Origin of the sequence: Glaciecola sp. 33A, assembly GCF_002836745.1 — a bacterium.
Lineage (GTDB): Bacteria > Pseudomonadota > Gammaproteobacteria > Enterobacterales > Alteromonadaceae > Glaciecola.
Map to the genome: position 1 here is coordinate 41,089 of NZ_PJAR01000042.1, position 17,601 is coordinate 58,689.

Annotated in this window: 14 protein-coding genes; 10 read left to right on the forward strand and 4 right to left on the reverse strand. The window is 40.2% G+C overall.

From position 1 onward, the window contains the following. Nucleotides 1-368: 368 nt before the first annotated feature. Nucleotides 369-536: a hypothetical protein gene (locus tag CXF81_RS19905; RefSeq protein ID WP_157825562.1), complete on the reverse strand. Its 168-nt coding sequence runs from the start codon at nt 534-536 to the stop codon at nt 369-371. Nucleotides 537-789: 253 nt separating this feature from the next. Beyond that, nucleotides 790-2,079: an O-acetylhomoserine aminocarboxypropyltransferase/cysteine synthase family protein gene (locus CXF81_RS12940; RefSeq protein WP_101181772.1), complete on the reverse strand. Its 1,290-nt coding sequence runs from the start codon at nt 2,077-2,079 to the stop codon at nt 790-792. 330 nt (nt 2,080-2,409) lie between these two features. Here CXF81_RS12940 and CXF81_RS12945 point away from each other — a divergent pair, with 330 nt between their 5' ends. Together CXF81_RS12945 and CXF81_RS12950 are read left to right on the forward strand one after the other, a co-directional pair. After that, entirely contained in the window at nt 2,410-3,765 is a 1,356-nt protein-coding gene (locus CXF81_RS12945) for a pitrilysin family protein (protein ID WP_198556405.1), read from the forward strand. Continuing rightward, nucleotides 3,749-5,149, forward strand: coding sequence for a pitrilysin family protein (locus CXF81_RS12950; RefSeq protein WP_101181773.1), 1,401 nt, complete (start codon nt 3,749-3,751; stop codon nt 5,147-5,149). The genes CXF81_RS12945 and CXF81_RS12950 overlap by 17 nt, the downstream gene beginning before the upstream one ends. Nucleotides 5,150-5,988: 839 nt before the next feature. Here the strand turns inward: CXF81_RS12950 and CXF81_RS12955 are convergent. Then, the gene (locus tag CXF81_RS12955; protein WP_101181774.1) at nt 5,989-6,618 is read right to left on the reverse strand and encodes a paraquat-inducible protein A; all 630 of its coding nucleotides are present in this window, start codon (nt 6,616-6,618) and stop codon (nt 5,989-5,991) included. Between the two features lie 180 nt (nt 6,619-6,798). Between CXF81_RS12955 and CXF81_RS12960 the strand changes: the two genes are divergently transcribed. From CXF81_RS12960 to CXF81_RS12970, 3 genes are all read left to right on the forward strand, one after another. Further along, nucleotides 6,799-7,662, forward strand: a complete 864-nt coding sequence (locus CXF81_RS12960; RefSeq protein ID WP_101181775.1) for a TraB/GumN family protein — start codon at nt 6,799-6,801, stop codon at nt 7,660-7,662. A gap of 250 nt (nt 7,663-7,912) precedes the next feature. Continuing rightward, a complete protein-coding gene (locus CXF81_RS12965) occupies nt 7,913-9,178 on the forward strand; it encodes a DEAD/DEAH box helicase (protein ID WP_101181776.1) in 1,266 nt (421 codons plus the stop codon). Nucleotides 9,179-9,448: 270 nt separating this feature from the next. Beyond that, nucleotides 9,449-11,605, forward strand: a complete 2,157-nt coding sequence (locus tag CXF81_RS12970) for a molybdopterin-dependent oxidoreductase (RefSeq protein WP_101181777.1) — start codon at nt 9,449-9,451, stop codon at nt 11,603-11,605. Nucleotides 11,606-11,678: 73 nt separating this feature from the next. Here CXF81_RS12970 and ggt read toward each other — a convergent pair whose 3' ends face one another. Further along, a complete protein-coding gene (gene ggt, locus CXF81_RS12975) occupies nt 11,679-13,334 on the reverse strand; it encodes a gamma-glutamyltransferase (protein WP_232771940.1) in 1,656 nt (551 codons plus the stop codon). A gap of 264 nt (nt 13,335-13,598) precedes the next feature. Here ggt and CXF81_RS12980 point away from each other — a divergent pair, with 264 nt between their 5' ends. The 5 genes from CXF81_RS12980 to CXF81_RS13000 are packed head-to-tail and all read left to right on the forward strand — an operon-like array spanning nt 13,599 to nt 16,511. Beyond that, nucleotides 13,599-14,129 carry a M48 family metallopeptidase gene (locus CXF81_RS12980; RefSeq protein ID WP_101182028.1) on the forward strand — a complete coding sequence of 177 codons (531 nt, stop codon included), beginning with the start codon at nt 13,599-13,601 and terminating at the stop codon, nt 14,127-14,129. A 4-nt stretch (nt 14,130-14,133) separates the two neighbouring features. Beyond that, on the forward strand, nt 14,134-14,505 hold the full coding sequence (locus CXF81_RS12985) for a YacL family protein (RefSeq protein ID WP_232771920.1): 372 nt from the start codon (nt 14,134-14,136) through the stop codon (nt 14,503-14,505). Between the two features lie 27 nt (nt 14,506-14,532). Next, nucleotides 14,533-15,207, forward strand: a complete 675-nt coding sequence (locus CXF81_RS12990; protein ID WP_101181779.1) for an RluA family pseudouridine synthase — start codon at nt 14,533-14,535, stop codon at nt 15,205-15,207. A 40-nt stretch (nt 15,208-15,247) separates the two neighbouring features. Continuing rightward, nucleotides 15,248-15,949 carry an RHS repeat-associated core domain-containing protein gene (locus tag CXF81_RS20355; RefSeq protein ID WP_232771921.1) on the forward strand — a complete coding sequence of 234 codons (702 nt, stop codon included), beginning with the start codon at nt 15,248-15,250 and terminating at the stop codon, nt 15,947-15,949. A 10-nt stretch (nt 15,950-15,959) separates the two neighbouring features. Next, a complete protein-coding gene (locus tag CXF81_RS13000; protein WP_101181780.1) occupies nt 15,960-16,511 on the forward strand; it encodes a hypothetical protein in 552 nt (183 codons plus the stop codon). Nucleotides 16,512-17,601: the final 1,090 nt, after the last annotated feature.

Below are 17,601 nucleotides of genomic sequence, written 5' to 3' on the forward strand. Positions count from 1 at the left end.
GTTACTCGACCAATGAATAGTAACTTGGTATAAAAATCCACCCATTCCACAACATGAACTGCTCAGCGCAAATTGTTTAGATGATAGTGAGGGATAAATAACCGGAATGGACCAAATTACGCACAATATCAACAGTATATTGCATGCTATTGTAGCCGTGAAATTTGTTATATCGAGGGATTGTCGAAAAACAGCTGACACGATCCCTAGTGTTAAAAAAATAAAAGCTAAGCGACTATAGATCCGTTTATTCACATTAATTTCCTTTTATATGATGAAAGCCATCACCTACCAAAACACATTAAGCATAGCTTTTATTTTATGATTACACCTCATTGATGTCTATTTGAAGTGATCTGTGTCAGATTTTATAATCGGTTGTAAGGTAGACTTCTATTTGGATCTTGATACATGTCATCGACATTTGAGGCTGCTTCTAAGGTTTTATCTATTACCTTGGGACCAAAGTAGCTCAATAAGGCTTGTAAAAATCCACCGGATACCTGTTCTACTTCTGCATTAGTTAAGTTTTTCATGTTTAATTTATCCTTAAATTATTCATTTATTATAAAAAATGTATTGCTATTAACAATTCAAACTAGAAACACACTGACCTCATTTAGCATAAGTATCGCAAACACGTTTCATTCCAACTAAATGCTCGCGAAGAGTGTCTCAAGCCTGTTTGAAATTGCTAGCAATGTATTGAATGGCGCTTCTACATAGTCGCGCCATCAGCTATCAAAGTAACAGCAATATTGATTCTTTACATCTGTACTTCAGACAGGTTTATGCCTGGCTTGCTGTCAACGCTTGCTCTATATCTGCAATAATGTCATCAATATGTTCAATACCAACTGAAATCCTAACCATTTCCAGTGAAACGCCTACTTTTGCCAGTTCTTCAGGATCCAGCTGTCGATGAGTTGTGCTTGCTGGATGGCAAGCCAATGACTTCGCATCACCAATATTGACTAGTCGTAGGATCAATTGAAGTGAATCGATGAACTTTGAACCAGCTTCAATGCCGGTATTTTTTCCAGCTTTTAGACCGAAACTAACAATACCTGCTGCTTTTCCACCACAAATACGCTGACATGTTTCGTAGTACTTACTCGTAGGAAGTGCCGCGTAGTTAACCCAAGCAACAGCGCTATGTGATTCTAAATATTTCGCTACTTTTTCAGCATTTTCGCAATGTCTCTCCATACGTAAAGACAGCGTTTCTAAGCCTTGCATAATTTGAAATGCGCTTTGAGCTGAAAGTGTAGCGCCGGTATTTCTCAACGGCACGACTCTGCATCGGCCAATATAAGCTGCAGCACCAAGCGCTTCTGTATATACAACCCCGTGATAAGAAGGGTCCGGTGTAGTTAGCATGCTAAAACGCTCTGCATTTGCTGACCAATCAAACTTGCCAGAGTCTACAATAATACCGCCGATAGTTGTTCCGTGGCCGCCAATATATTTTGTCAGTGAATGAATAACAATATCAGCGCCTAAATCAAAAGCACGACATAGGATGGGTGTCGCAACGGTGTTATCAACAATCAAAGGAACGCCTGCTGCGTGCGCAATTTCTGCCCATCGTTGTATGTCGACCACATTGCCAGCAGGATTACCAATGGATTCACAAAATAGAGCTTTAGTATTTTTATCAATTAGTGAAGCTAGTTTTGCGTAATCATCACCTTCTGCAAATCGAGTTTCTATACCTTGACGTGGAAAAGTATGTGCAAACAAATTGTACGTTCCGCCATACAACTGACTGGAACTGACGATGTTGGAACCAACTTCTGCTATTGTTTCTATCGCATAACGGATAGCAGCCATTCCTGAGGCAACAGCTAAGGCACCGATACCGCCTTCTAATTCAGCAACTCGTTGTTCTAAAACTGCATTCGTCGGGTTCATAATACGACTATAAATATTACCAGGTACGGCCAAATTAAAAAGGTCTGCACCATGTTGCGTATCATCGAAAGTAAAAGATGTTGTTTGATAAATGGGTACTGCAGCGGCTTTTGTTGTTGGTTCACTAGTATAACCCGCATGTAACGCGATTGTTTCTGGTTTCATTATGTTCTCCACTTTATTGTCATGAGTCTGTGTTATTTGCAATCATCTTAACGACGTTATTAGATTTATAATGCTACGAATTAAGGATTTAAAAAACACTCAAAATGAGATTAAAACCATCTATATAATAACTTTTGTGTGTTAACTTCTATTTGTCGCCTTCAAAAATGATAGCTATGTGATTTTGTTACATTTATTAAGTAAGCAAAAACACGTAGATGTTGTGCATCAGCGGGCGACTCGTTATTATTTTGCGTAAGATATTCAGCACAAAATATTCAATGTACTGATGTGTGCGAACAGTATTAATTAAATAAATGGAGTTTTCTGATGAAAAAACACGCTATCACGCAGTGGTTAATCGTATTATTTTGCGCCGCCATCTTACTATCAGCTCAAGCCTACGCTATCACCACAGCACAAGATATTAAGCAATTCACATTAGCTAATGGAATGAAAATAATCGTCTTAGAAGATGATTCTATTCCTAATGCCAACATGTACTTATTTTGGAAAGTAGGTTCTAGAAACGAATACCCTGGGATCACAGGTTTGTCGCACTTTTTTGAGCATATGATGTTTAATGGCTCTAAAAAATATGGACCTAAAATGTTTGACCGCACAATGGAAGCTGCGGGTGGTTCTAACAATGCGTATACCACAGAAAACTCGACGGTTTATACCAATTGGTTTCCTGCTGATGCGCTAGAGCTTATGTTCGATCTTGAAGCTGATCGTATGCAAAACTTGGACATTAATGCCGACGTAGTTGAAAGTGAGCGTGGCGTAGTAACCTCAGAGCGTTCCACGGGCCTTGAAAATTCAAACTACAGAATGCTTAGTGAGCAAGTTAAAGCCGCTGCGTTCCGAGCTCACCCATATAGTTGGTCTGTAATAGGACATGAGTCCGATATTGCCAATTGGAAACTGCAAGATTTAAAAGATTTTCATAAAACTTACTATGCACCTAACAATGCTATTGTCGTTGTTGTTGGGGCGATTAAATTTGAGGACGTCATACGCCTTGCAAAAAAATACTTCGAACCTATTCCAGCGCAAGCTGCGCCCCGCGAAGTACATACAGTGGAACCCAAGCAAGTGGGTGAAAAGCGTGTGTATGTGCAGAAAAAATCAGTGACTAGTCCCAACGTCATGCTTGCCTACCATGTGCCAGAAACCAAACATGAAGACTATTATGCGTTACAAATTTTAGCCGGTATCTTAAGTGATGGTGATACTTCAAGACTCACCAAAACGTTAGTTTATGAGCAAGAATTAGCGGCTCAAGTATTCGCCTTTAGCTCAGAATCTATCAATCCTAACCTGTTTTATTTCTACGCGATTGCGGCGCCAAATGTTGATGTAGATTTGCTGGAAAAAGGTTTGATCACGCAAATAAATGAAGTAATGAAAAACGGCGTGACAGATCAAGAACTACAAAAAGTCAAGAACCGCCAATTGGTAAACTTTTATCGTGAAATGTCGACGATTAATGGCAAAGCCAACACGGTGGGGTCGTATGAATTCTATTTTGGCGATTATAACGCTTTATTTGAATTGCCAAATTCACTTGACAAAGTGTCCAAGGAAGATGTGCAACGCGTTGCCAATTTGTATTTACGAAAAGCAAACCGCACTGTCGGTATTCTAGCAGCCCAGGAGGATAGCAATGAAAACGATCTTTAATAAGTTACTGATAACTGTTGTTTCGACTTCTTTGTTCAGTTTCACTAACTTTGCTAGCGCTGCAGAGTTTACTTTGCCTAAATATGAAAAGATGATACTTAAAAATGGCTTAACTATTTATTTAATGAAACAGGATGAAGTACCCTTAGTCGATGTTGTAGCCATCGTTAAGGCTGGGGCAGTAAGCGATGAAAAGGCGGGTGTAGCGCAAATGACCGCGAGTAATTTGTTGTTAGGTACAACGTCGCTGGATAGACAGGCATTTCAAGAAAAGCTGGATTTTATTGGGGCAGAAACAAGTAGCAGTGCAGCATTAGAATACAGTGTGTTGAGCGCCTCCTTGGCAAGTAAAGATATTGATACTGTATTACCTATTCTGCGCGACGTATTACTTAACCCTAGATTAAACCAAGCCGAGTTTGATCAACAAAAATCCCGCTATTTAGCTGATTTAGAACGTCAGACAGAAAGTCCAAGGGCCAAAGTAGGGCCGTTCTTTAATGCGCTTTTGTACGCTGATCACGTTTATGCAAATCCCGTTGGCGGCAATGTAGATTCAGTCCAAAGTATCACACTAGAAGATGTTAAAGCATTTCATGAAAAGTGGTTTAGTCCAGGCAATTCAGCGGTTATCGTGACCGGTGACATTGATCCTAAGACCATGGCAAAAAAATTGAAAGAGCTGTTTGGTGAATGGGAGGGTGAGAAAGTCGTGGCGAAGGTGAACTCAATGTTACCTGCCCCTAAACAATCAACCGTGTTGTTAGTGAACAAGTCGGATGCGACTGAAAGTACATTTTTAATTGGCGGACCCGGCATAAAACGCAGTAATGCAGATTTTGTTGCTGTATCGGTAATCAATACTATTTTGGGAGGCAGATTTACCAGTTGGCTGAATGATGAGTTACGAGTCAACAGCGGCTTAACCTACGGTGCGAGAAGTTCTTTTTCAAGTAATAAAGAGGGCGGCAGCTTTGCAATCTCTACATTTACCAAAACAGAAACTACCACTGAGGTGATTGATCTTGCATTAAAAACTTATGCCAAATTATGGCAACAGGGTATTGATGCGGCCACATTGGATTCAGCCAAGTCTTACGTTAAAGGACAGTTTCCTCCGCGTTATGAGACATCATCTGATATCGCCTTTTTGCTAGCTGAAATGTTTGTATATGATTTTGATGAATCCTTTATTAACACCTTTACCCAACAGGTCAATAAACTTGATGTAGAGCGCAGCAAAGAAGTTATCGAAAAGTATTTTCCTAAAGAAAATATGCAATTTGTGATTGTGGGTAAAGCCGATGATATCAGGCAGAGCGTTAAACAATACGGTAAGCTGATTGAGGCTGATATAGAGGACAATAGTATTCGCCTCAATTAAGGTTAGCAGGCAGCAGGGTCATCACTTAAATGGTGTTCTAAATGAAAGTTAACGTAGTTAGGTGTCACCGTTAGCCTTTCACACCATCTTGCATTTATGGTTCGTGCATGTTTGCGTGGTTATCTATCTAATAAATTAGGCACTGCTGCGTGTTCGGCCGCATTCCTTAAGCGCAAAAATAATGGGTAGACTGTGAAATAGGCTGCAACCCTTAATAGATATAGGAAAGCATTTTTTAGTGAGAATAAAATAAACCAAAGCATTACATTACAAAAAAACAGGAAGCCACAGACCCTTAACCAAATTAGTGACTATTTTAGAAACAATAAGCGTTTGTTTACTTGTTTGGTTTTTATAAACGGAATCGTAATCCAATACACCAGCATTCATAAGCAACAGCGATCAAAAAATTAGAGCGCATTAGTTCCACTTAGGTCGCGTGCTACTTTTCGTAGCACGCTAGCATGGGTAATGGGATCATTTTTGTAATTTAGGTGGTCTGGATCATTTTGTGTTGCAGCGTCTTTATGACGTTGCAAGTGATATGTTCGATAAGCATCTACGTCGGCAATAACTGGGGCCCCGCAGAATACACCCCTATCCAACGATTAACTTTTGGGCGCTTAAAAAGCATGTAATGCGCCTTGCCAATTCGACTTCTCAGAAAATTGACGAATGTCTGCGTTGTTACTTCCTGTAAAGTCGGTTTTTTCACGCATTTTTTCTACCCCCATACCTAGTAACTGCTATCAACAAAGTTTGCGAATAAAAATACAACACAGCCAAATTTAAATAAGCAAAAGCTAGTTTTTAAGTCCACTCGTCACTTTAGTTAAAAATTACTCTACTCCATTTCCTGGTTTGTTATCGGCTATTTTCGATAGCTTATTGTTTCCGATTGTATTTTGTGAGCGATTAATAGCAGATAACATCAACTGAGAACCAATCAGCGAAACCACGCAGTACCCAACAAAATAGTAAAAACCCATTCCTACATTCGATAACGTTTGCGTACTGATTTCAAAGTCGATAGACATACCAAAAAAAGAAAGTTGATGTTGTTCTGCGCTTTGTGCATGGTCAGTTGAGAGTACGGCAAGAAATATAGCAACCACAAAGACATCAGCCATCGACCATTTACCGATAACCGCTACAAATTTGCTAATTTTATGCTGAAATTCAACACTTTTAGTGAAGTAAACTGAGGTAATTAAACTGGTCTTAGTTAATGGGATCACCACAGAAAAAATAAATATGAGCAGAGCAACAAACAACCTATCTTCACTCACTAGTTCCTGTACCGTGCCTATTATGGATAGTTCTTTATTGACTAGCTCAGAAGAAATTGAGGGGCCAGAAAGAACAACAGCAAGCTCCATATTTAATGTAAACATGGGGGCCAGAATACCTGGTACAAAAAGTCCAATTGCGATAATGCTGAGTACAAATCCTATGTGTTTTTGAAGCAATTTTTTTTACCTTAAATAATAGTTAGTTTAAACTTATCAACTCTATTATAAGTTGAGTAAAAAGATGAGTCACTTAAATCTTTGTATCAAGACTTTGCTAAATTTAGGCACACTGACTAAGCTGCACTTTGCACTCATATTAGAGTGATATTCCACGGACCTTAAGGATAGAACAAGATAATGAATATGCTAAAAAAAGTTGCATGGATAGTGTTTTTATCGACGTCATTTTCGGTGCGATCAGCTTCTGTGTGGAAGGTAACCGATGGTGAAAACAGCGTTTATTTTGGTGGTACTATTCATATTTTGAAAACTGAAAACTTACCTTTGCCAATTGAGTATGACATAGCTTACGCGGCTTCTGATAAGTTGGTTTTCGAAACCGATATTGACGGTATTAAAACGGTAGAGTTTCAACAAAAAATGTTATCAAAACTGACCTTGACCGATGGCACAACACTGCAATCTCACTTAAATGATGGAACTTATAATGCACTGAAGACGCATTTACATTCCAGAGGTCTGCAGATCGTCGAGTTCCATCGGTTTAAACCTTCAATGCTGGCATTAATGATTTCAATGATGGAGTTTAGAGCAAACGGTTTCGACCACGATGGTGTTGACCAAATTTTCGCAAGCAGAGCAAAAGCAGATGGAAAAGCAATACAATGGTTCGAATCTGTTGATGAGCAATTAGATTTTATAGTTAACCTCGGTGGCGATGATGACAATGCAATGATCAAACATACGCTTGATGAGATCCAAACTCTACCAGCCCTTATTGATGATATGTTATCTAGCTGGAGGGATGGCGATCTCGAAAAATTAAATAAGTCGCTTGTTGAAGCAATGGAAAAAACGTCCCCTAAAATTTACGATAGCTTAATCATTCAACGTAATAATAATTGGATGCCTAAAATCATGCAAATGCTAAAGGACAGGCCGACTGAATTTGTGTTGGTTGGTGCAGCTCACTTAGCAGGTAAAGACAGTGTTTTTGCTAAATTAGAGGCCAAAGGCTACAAGATTGAAAAGGTAAAATAGTCTAAGGCTAATATTATCTGCAAAACAACTGTTGTAGGTAGACCAAATGAAGGCTATTTGTGCAAGTAAATATAGCTGTTTGTTGACCTATAAATAGGTCAACAACACCGCATTTTCATTGCGATGTATTACATTCTGCTGTACCCTCTGCGATCTTAGTATCAGTTAGCAATATGCATAAGCTATTTTGCTAGGCGATTCCTGCTTAACAGCGTGTTAGGTCCTATCAGTTCTTCAAACGAGTATAACCATGTCATTTAAATCCTTAGGATTATCCCCTCTTGTCCTGCAAGCTATAGAAGAAAAGGGCTACAAACAACCATCGCCAATTCAAGAACAAGGGATCCCGGTTGTATTAGAAGGCAAGGATGTCATGGCTGCTGCACAAACAGGCACAGGTAAAACCGCCGCGTTTACGTTGCCTATACTGTCGATGTTTGAGAACACGACACCTGCTGCAGCGAATAATGTTAAGGCGCTTATTTTAACGCCAACTAGAGAATTAGCAGCTCAAATCGACGAGAATATTCGTTCCTACGGCAAGCATTTAAACCTGAAAACTCAAGTCGTGTTTGGTGGAGTAGGTATTAATCCTCAAATGATTAAATTGCGCAGAGGTGTTGATATTTTAGTGGCGACGCCTGGCCGATTAATGGATTTGTATCAACAAAAAGCAGTAAAGTTTTCTCAACTTGAAATACTCGTGCTCGATGAAGCTGACCGCATGTTAGATATGGGGTTTATTCATGACATTAAAAAAATCATGGCAATACTTCCTAAAAAGAGACAAAACCTGCTTTTCTCCGCCACGTTTTCAGATGATATTCGCAAGTTAGCAAAAACAATTGTGAATAATCCGGTGGAGATTTCGGTTAATACCAAAAATAGCACTGCAACGGCAGTTGAACAGGTCATTATTCCTGTGGATAAAACAAATAAGAATACTTTGTTGAGCCATTTAATTATTGAAAATAATTGGCAACAAGTCTTGGTTTTTTGCAGAACAAAGCATGGTGCTGACAGACTCGCCAAATTTTTAATTAAGAGGAACATTAGCGCGTCAGCTATTCATGGTAACAAAAGCCAAGGCGCGAGAACGAGAGCGTTAGCTGATTTTAAAAACGGTAAAGTTCAGATATTAGCAGCTACCGACATTGCCGCTAGAGGTATCGATATCAATGAGCTTCCGCAAATTGTGAACTTCGATTTACCTAATATTCCTGAAGACTATGTTCACCGAATTGGTCGTACAGGCAGAGCTGGTGCGACGGGTCATGCTTATAGTTTTGCAACCATAGAAGACAAAAAAAATATCAGTGATATCCAGAGTCTGATAGGCAAAGTTATAACAACTGAGGTGATTAAAGGTTTCGAGCCAAGTGAAAAGTTAGCACCTGTTGCCCTAAAAGCACAAAAACCAAAGCGCCCTAAAGGACCTAAAAATACACGTTCGGATGGGGTCAATGGAAATCGTGAAGGTCGGAATGATAAACCGAGGCAACCTAGAAGAAAGTAAGGGCTATATAACTCGCTTAATTTATACAATGTTGCTGCGGTGAAAGAGTTCAGCACAGCCTATCGAGTCTTAATAATGTATTGGACTGCGGTGACAGGGATTCAATACTAGCTCCAAAAGTATAAAATGTGGCGGGTGTTGCTAACAGCTCCTATGATGACGCCGATTCATCAGTAGCTTTGCACGATGCCCCATAAATATCAATGATGCTTGTGTATAGCCTGCTTACCCGCTAATTTATGTTCATAATCACTTACATTGGCAATGAACATGACGTCAGCGGCGGTATCAATCGAGCAAAAACACTATTCTACCTGTACCTTATGTGAGGCTATGTGTGGTATTGAAGTCACCACAATAGGTCGTGAAATACTGTCTATTGTAGGGGATAAAAAAAATCCATTCAGTGAAGGTCATGTTTGTCCTAAAGCAATGGCGCTAAAAGACCTATATGATGATCCTGACCGCATTAAAATGCCGTTAGAGAAAACAGCGTCTGGCTGGCAAGAAATTCCATGGGACGAAGCCCTAGATAAAGTGGCGAATGGCCTGTTTGAAATTCAGCAACAGTATGGAGTTGAATCCGTAGCGACTTATTTAGGTAATCCCAATGCACATAATATGGGCTCTATTTTATATGGTCCTTACTTTTATCGGTCATTGCAGTCACACAATCGTTTTTCTGCGACGTCAGTTGATCAGCTTCCGCATCATATTGTGAGTCGAAAGCTATTTGGGCATCAATCACAAATTCCTATTCCTGATATTGATCGTACCCAATATTTTATGATTATTGGTGGCAATCCTTTAGCATCAAATGGCAGCATTATGACTGTTCCGCATATTAAGCGCCGATTAAAAGCCATTCAAAGCAGACAGGGTAAAGTGGTTGTTATTGACCCTAAACAGTCTGAAACAGCGGACATGAGCAGTGAACATCATTTTATTAAACCAGGCACTGACGCGCTGCTACTATTGGCAATGATCAATACTGTGTTTGCTACGAATAAAGAAGCACCAGCGCGACTGCTAGAATTTGCACCCCAGTTATTAGACGTTAAGGATTACATATTGCCTTATACTCCGCATAAAGTGGCAACGAAAATAGGGATGACAGCAGCTCAAATTGAACAGTTAGTCAGTGATTTTTGTGCTGCAGAATCGGCCGTTTGTTATGGCCGAATGGGCGCAAGTGTGCAAGCTTTTGGCACGTTAACACAATATTTAATTATGCTGTTCAACATGTTAACCGGCAACTTAGATAAACCTGGTGGCATGATGTTTACGCAACCGGCTGCAGATTTTTTACCCCATTCTGGTCGTGGCTCAATTGGTAACTTTCATACTCGGGTACGCAAGCTTCCTGCTTTTGCTGGCGAATTTCCTGTTTCTGCCTTAGCTGAAGAAATGACAACGCCCGGTGAAGGTCAAATCAAAGCAATGGTTATTGGTGCAGGAAACCCGGTTCTTACTACACCAAACGGACAGCAGCTTGATGCGGCCTTTGAGAATTTAGATTTTGTGGTCGCCGTTGATTTTTATATGACTGAAACCACTAGACACGCAAATATTATACTACCGCCTGTGACTGCGCTTGAACGAGACCACTATGATATTGTTTTCCATAATTTTGCGGTTCGTAACAGCAGTAAATATTCGCCTGCCATATTCCCACCAGAAGCAAACAGTAAAACCGATTGGCAAATATATCTGGGCCTAGCTGAGCGACTCGACAAGCTCAATGGCTTACCTACTGATAAGTATCAGTTGCTGTGGGACAAAAAGCCAACAGGCGTAGTTGATGATATGTTGCAAATGGGGCGTTACCAGCATGCAGGCAAACCTATTAGCATTAAGACATTGTTAGATTTACCGCATGGTATTGACTTAGGGCCATTGCAAGCTGATCTACCTGGTGCAATTTTCCATAATGATAAGAAAATCGACATGAGTTTTGATTATTTTATGCCCGACCTAACGCGTGTAGATAAACACTTTTTTGAGATTGACCTGCCAGATGATAACAGTCTGCAGCTGATTGGTCGCCGCCATTTAAAAACGAATAACTCGTGGCTGCATAATAGCAAGCGCATGGTCAAAGGGACTAATAATGGACTGTCTCGCTGCACGGCGCAAATTCACCCTGATGATGCGACTAAATTCGCAATACAAGACAAACAAATGATAAACGTAAAATCACGCGTGGGAGAAATCAGTTTGCCGGCAGAAATTACACATAAGATCATGCCTGGCGTTATTTCTATTCCGCATGGTTGGGGGCACAATAAGAAAGGTATGCGTTGGAAAACTGCAGAGCAACATGCAGGCGTCAGTGTGAATGACTTAACAGATGAAATGGTGATCGATGAATTGTCTGGCAATGCAGTGCTTAATGGCGTACCAGTTTGGATAGAGGCAAGCGTCTAGCGTATATAACGCTTGCCCAATCAAGTACCTAAATAGACTCACAACACAAAATTATGGTGTGTTTTAACGCGGTTTATTCAAACGTAAAAACGACAGATTGTCCGCGTCCAGAGGATTCCGAGGCCGCATCTAGTTCATCGCTAGTATGCAGAATGATGTGCATATCACCGAAGCTACTTTGATGCATGATGTAGCCCATTTCTTCGAGCTGGCTGATGACTTCTTCATCAAGGCCTTCATGATATCGAATTTCGTTTTTGGGTAGCAATTGATGATGAAACCGAGGTTGGTCTACAACATCTTGTGCGCTCATGCCAAACTCCAATGCATTCAATATAGATAAATACACCGAGCTGATGATGGTAGTGCCGCCGGGAGAACCGGTTACCATAACGACTTTGTTGTCTTCTAACACCATGCTAGGCGTCATCGATGAAAGCATGCGCTTTTGCGGTTGAATTTCATTGGCTTCACCACCTACGGCGCCAAATACGTTGGCTACCCCTGGTTTAGCGCTGAAATCGTCCATTTCATCGTTCAGCAAAAAGCCGGCACCTTCCACGACTACACCGCTGCCAAAGCCTAAGTTAATGGTCGTGGTATTTGATACCGCATTACCCCATTTATCCATAATTGAAAAATGAGTAGTTTGTTCACTTTCTTTTAATCCTGGTTTGATGCTTTCAGTCACTGATATTTTATCGCGCAAGACACTTTGGCTGCGCATTGCAATATAGTCGTCAGCAATTAACTCATCAACTGGCACCTTTACAAAGTCAGGGTCCCCTAGGTATTCTGCTCTATCGGCAAATACGCGTTTACCGATTTCGGCCAATAAGTGCACGTAAGCAGCGGAATTATGCGCTAGTTGAGGCTGACCTTGGGTTAATATGTCATACATCTTTAGCCATTGTAGTATGGCTATACCACCTGAACTCGGGGGCGGAGCGCTTACCAATTCATATTCACGCCATTTTGTTTTAATGGGCTGCCGACTCTTGGCTTCATAAGAAAGTAAGTCTTGTTCAGTAATTAGCCCATTTTCTTTACGCATAAAATCGCTAATTATTTTTGCGGTTTCGCCTTGGTAAAAACCATCTCGACCTTGATCTCGAATTCGCACGAGCGTGCTAGCTAACTCTGGTTGTTTAAATACTTCATTGGCTTTTGCTGAGCCAAAGTAGTCTTTAAAATTAACATCAAATCCGCGTTTTTCTAGGTCTTCAATATGCTCTGTAATAGAAGATGACAGTTTAGGATGTACAATAAAACCTTGCTCTGCCAATGTAACCGCAGGTTGCACTAACTCCTTCCATGGCAAGCTGCCATACTTTTGATGTGCTAACCACATTCCTGCTACTGTTCCTGGGACCCCAGATGATAATACACCGATAACGGATTTATAAGGAATTACGTTGCCTTGCTCATCTAAATACATATCTTTGTGCGCAGACAACGGTGCTTGTTCCCGGTAATCAATAAAGTCAGCTTTTTGGTCTTTATAAATCAACATGAAACCACCGCCGCCAATATTTCCTGCCTCAGGTAATGTGACTGCAAGTACAAGTTGCGCCGCAATAGCTGCGTCGACGGCGTTACCGCCTTTTTGTAATATTTCTTTGGCAACATCGGCACTGTAACTGTCGGGCATCGCTACAGCTGCTTGTGCAGTTTCATTTGCACTAGGACCCGATGCGGGTTGACTGCAGCCGAGAGTGGTTAAACACAAGGTAGCTAAAAGAATGAGATTGATTGGAAAACGGTGGTTGCTTGGCGCCAAGAGTGTTTCTCCTTGAATAGTAAAACAGCTTGAATTGAAGTTATATGACTATCGAAATGGTAACACTAATCTTTGTCTATGCAACTAGCCATAAAGCTCTCCATGCATCTTACTATTTGCAAAGTGCTCAATTACAAAAAAGCGGCACCAGCAGATGACAGTGGGGCGCCTCAGGAGTACACTATTGAAGGATCCATAACCGATAGTAGCATCGTGTCTTCGTTAAAGTATTTAGCCTCTTACGCTCCTGACTTGCAGCAGCAGATTGCACAATTGTTGTCGCAAAATCGTCTGACTGATTATTTGCTTCAGAAATACCCTACAGTTAGCGACATACCAAACGACGCAGCCCTTCGTGGCTATGTAATGGATCTGAAAAATCAGTATCTTAAAAAGTCCCAGCCACTGAGCAAGATAGTATTTGATAAGAAAATTCATGTGGTAAATAATGCATTAGGTTTGCATAGCTTTGTATCCAGAGTCCAGGGCGGTAAGCTAAAGAGTAAAAATGAAATCCGTATTAGTACTTTATTTAAGAATGCACCGCATGAATTTCTTAATATGATTGTGGTGCATGAATTGGCACATTTAAAAGAAAAAAATCATAACAAAGCGTTTTATCAACTTTGCCGGCATATGTTGCCTGACTACCATCAAATAGAGTTTGATGTCAGAGTCTATCTAACCCATTTGGAAGAAAAGGGTGAAGTTTATATGAATCAATCTGTTATTAACAAAGCATGAGGCAATGATGAACTATCAATTTATTCGTGATCAGCAAGGCAGTCCAGTTGCCGAATTTGATATGGGGAGTGAGATTTTTTCGCAATGGTTTACACAAGAGCTAGGCACGGATCAACATAAAATTGAGGCTATATTTAAAGCAATTCAAGAGTTACGAAGTCGTCAAATTAAAGAGTTTGTGCTGCAAGGCAACGAAATTAATTTATTATTTGATCCAGATGAAGTAGAAGCTAGGTCGAAAATTTTAGATATACAGGCGCCAGATGAATTGCCAGAGGGAACACAATTGTATGATCAGGAGTCTATAGCGGGTTGTGGACTGGAAGATTTTATTCGAGTGTTGCAATCGTGGAGCGATTTTGTTTCTGACAATTAAGCAAAAAGATGACTGGATTTGTGCTCTGTGACGGCTACAATTGTTGACAATTTCGTTGCGCCAAAATGCTTTCAAAAAATCGACATTTTATTTGAAAGTACTGATTTTCTGTTGATAAATAAACCCAGTGGTTTGCTATCGCTTTCGGGTAAAAATCCATTAAACAAAGATTCAGTACACTTTCGCTTGGTACAGGATTTCCCCACCGCTAGCTTGGTGCATCGTCTCGACCTAGGTACCTCAGGGATTATGCTAATTGCCCTGAATAAGCCAGCAAATACTAATTTGGCTGGGCAATTTCAATTACGTAGCGTGTTTAAAACCTATATTAGTATTTTAGCTGGCCACGTGATTGAGGACAGTGGGCAGATTAAGATGCCCATAGCCAAAGATCCTTTGCTATTTCCTCGGTTAAAAATCTGTATTGAGCATGGCAAACAAGCGCAAACTGACTATCAGGTCCTCGAACGACTGCAAAGCCCCTTATCAACCCGCATAAGATATGAGCCACTAACCGGCAGGACTCATCAATTGCGTATTCACAGTCAACATATTGGCCATCCTATTCTAGGTTGTGATTTATACGGCACACAACAAACTCATAAAGCTGCAGATCGACTGATGTTACATGCTGAAAAATTACAATTTGACCATCCGGTAACGGGAAAACGGATAATGGCTGAATGTGCTTGTCCTTTTTAGGGACTATTATTTCAGTTCTATTATTTAAGAGACATAACAAATGGGGTATACAGGTCATAAGTTTGATACAGATATTGGATTAAGCTATATGCAGGCACGATATTATGATCCAGTGATTGGGCGGTTTTATAGCAATGATCCAATTGGGTTAAGGGATATACATAGTTTTAATCGATATCAATATGTTGCTAATAACCCATACAAATACACCGATCCAACTGGGATGTGGAAGAGTAAGCTCGATGAAATAAGAGAAAATAAGCAGAAGCGAAAAGATAGACAAAAGAAACAAGACGCAAAAGATTCAGTAAAATTATTGACTTTGTTGAAAGGAAATCAGCCTCTACTGGAAATGGTAAACAATGCTATGAGGTATGCTCAAAGTCACCACAAAGTGGGAGATAATCCGGGTTTCAATTCTATGGGGGTTGCAATTACAATTGAAGATGGCGAGTACAAAGAAGGTTTGGCAAATTCGACTTTGTGGCGGGGATGGGATCAATGGATGAGTGAAACAGGCGGAGCTAGTGGTGGTGGACTTGTCGTTCCACCAACATACGTTATTGTCATTGTGACTAGGAGTGACGCTAATGGCAGGAATGTCGAGTTAAACCCAGGACAATACAACTTTGCTGCTGTCTCAAAAAATGTGCCCTACATTGTAATTGCTACGAAGGGTGGAAATGCTTATTTTTTTGCCGAAGCAGGCAAATCAGAACCACTTACAGAAATTGAATTTTAGGGAATTTATTATGAACAAACGATTATTGAGCGTTTTGATTGTTGGAGTGTGTCTAAGCTCTAATAAAGTTATTGCTGGTCCAGTGTGTTCACCAGACTTAAGTGCTTTGGATAACATGAATGTTTTACGGAAAGTAGTTATGCAAACAAAAAAAATGGGGATTACTCAAAAATTTCATGGAGTAACAGAAAGTATTGTTAGCAATTATACCTTTGATATTATTGATTTAGATTCCACAGATTTTTTAATAAAAACACAAAAAGACGATAGTACTCCGCCACAAATTCATGGCATCATAAAGAATATTTATGTTGGTCTAGATAATAGAAATGAAGAAATAGACTTATTATTTTTTAGAGCTGGAATGGGCGTGGACGAAAGGTTCCTTGCTTCGTTTAAAGTACAAAAATCAGATAATAAATGTGTTTTGGCTACGCCTCATTATGATGAAAAAAGATATGCACAATTAACTATCGACTCATGGAGCAGCTTAAGATTAGAGTATTATCTGATAGACGACGGTGAAATAGACGAATATGCACCAAATTACATTTTTCAATAAAAGTATACGCTATTGGTTACCATTATTGACAGCTGTATTTTCGTGAAAAAGTGAACAAGGGGTCAGGTTCGCTGAAATGCTAAAGCACAATTAACCGTGGGATAGGCAGATGTTATCGGTTTGGTTGCGCAGTGTATTCGAGCGGCGTTGGCGGTTAGTGCCAGCGCCACTAGATGGTGATACCAGTCATTTTGACTAGGCTGCCGGTTTCTTCTGACCATGGCAACCAGCCACCGCTGCCTGCTAAATCTGCTGAAGTGCCTGCAGACTAGAGATAGTCGAGCGATAGTAAGTTGCTTTTTTCTTGAGTTTTAATTAATTTGTCTACCAACCATTTTAAGCCTTTATGAGAAACTGGTAATTTGTATTTTCTTACGTGCATGGCTTTGGCATGCGCGTCCGACGATACCGCCTATAATGCAACACCATTGAATGGAAGCAGTTCGTCGATTTCCACATCACTGTGGCTAATTTTATCCAACGTATTCATCTGTAGTGGGCCGGTAATTTTGGCCACGGGTTCATAATCTTCTTCATAATGTCCGCTTTCACTAAAACGGACAATAATTCTAGCCTCTAAACGTCCCGTTTTGGCACAAAATGCTCATATGCTTTCGTGGCATCGACTGGCGGCTATTGCCGTAGAGCCGACCGACAGAGATATATCGCAATAAGCAAAAAGCGGGAATGATCAGAACAAATCTGACCGTCTCCTTAGGCGAGCACTTTCATTCAAAAGTTTAACTGTACTGTTATGTTAAGCGACAATGAACTTGACCAGTCAAGATAGTTGAGGCGCTATAGCTGTTAAGAATGAGTTAGCAAACCAAACAAATCATAAAGCAAAAACCACTCGTAAGCGGTTTCATAATGTTACTGTGAGTTTCAAACTTTAATGTCTAGTTGCAAACATTAATATCCAGTTTCAAACATTAATATGCCGCACAGGTAGATTGATATAGAGAGCTAACGTTAATGACAAGTTAAAGTCTACAAGTGAGCAAAAATTCAAGGAAGATTATTTTCCGCCGATGACTCAACGTAAATAAAGAACGTACACACAAATATACATAGTGTGTACGTTTAAGGT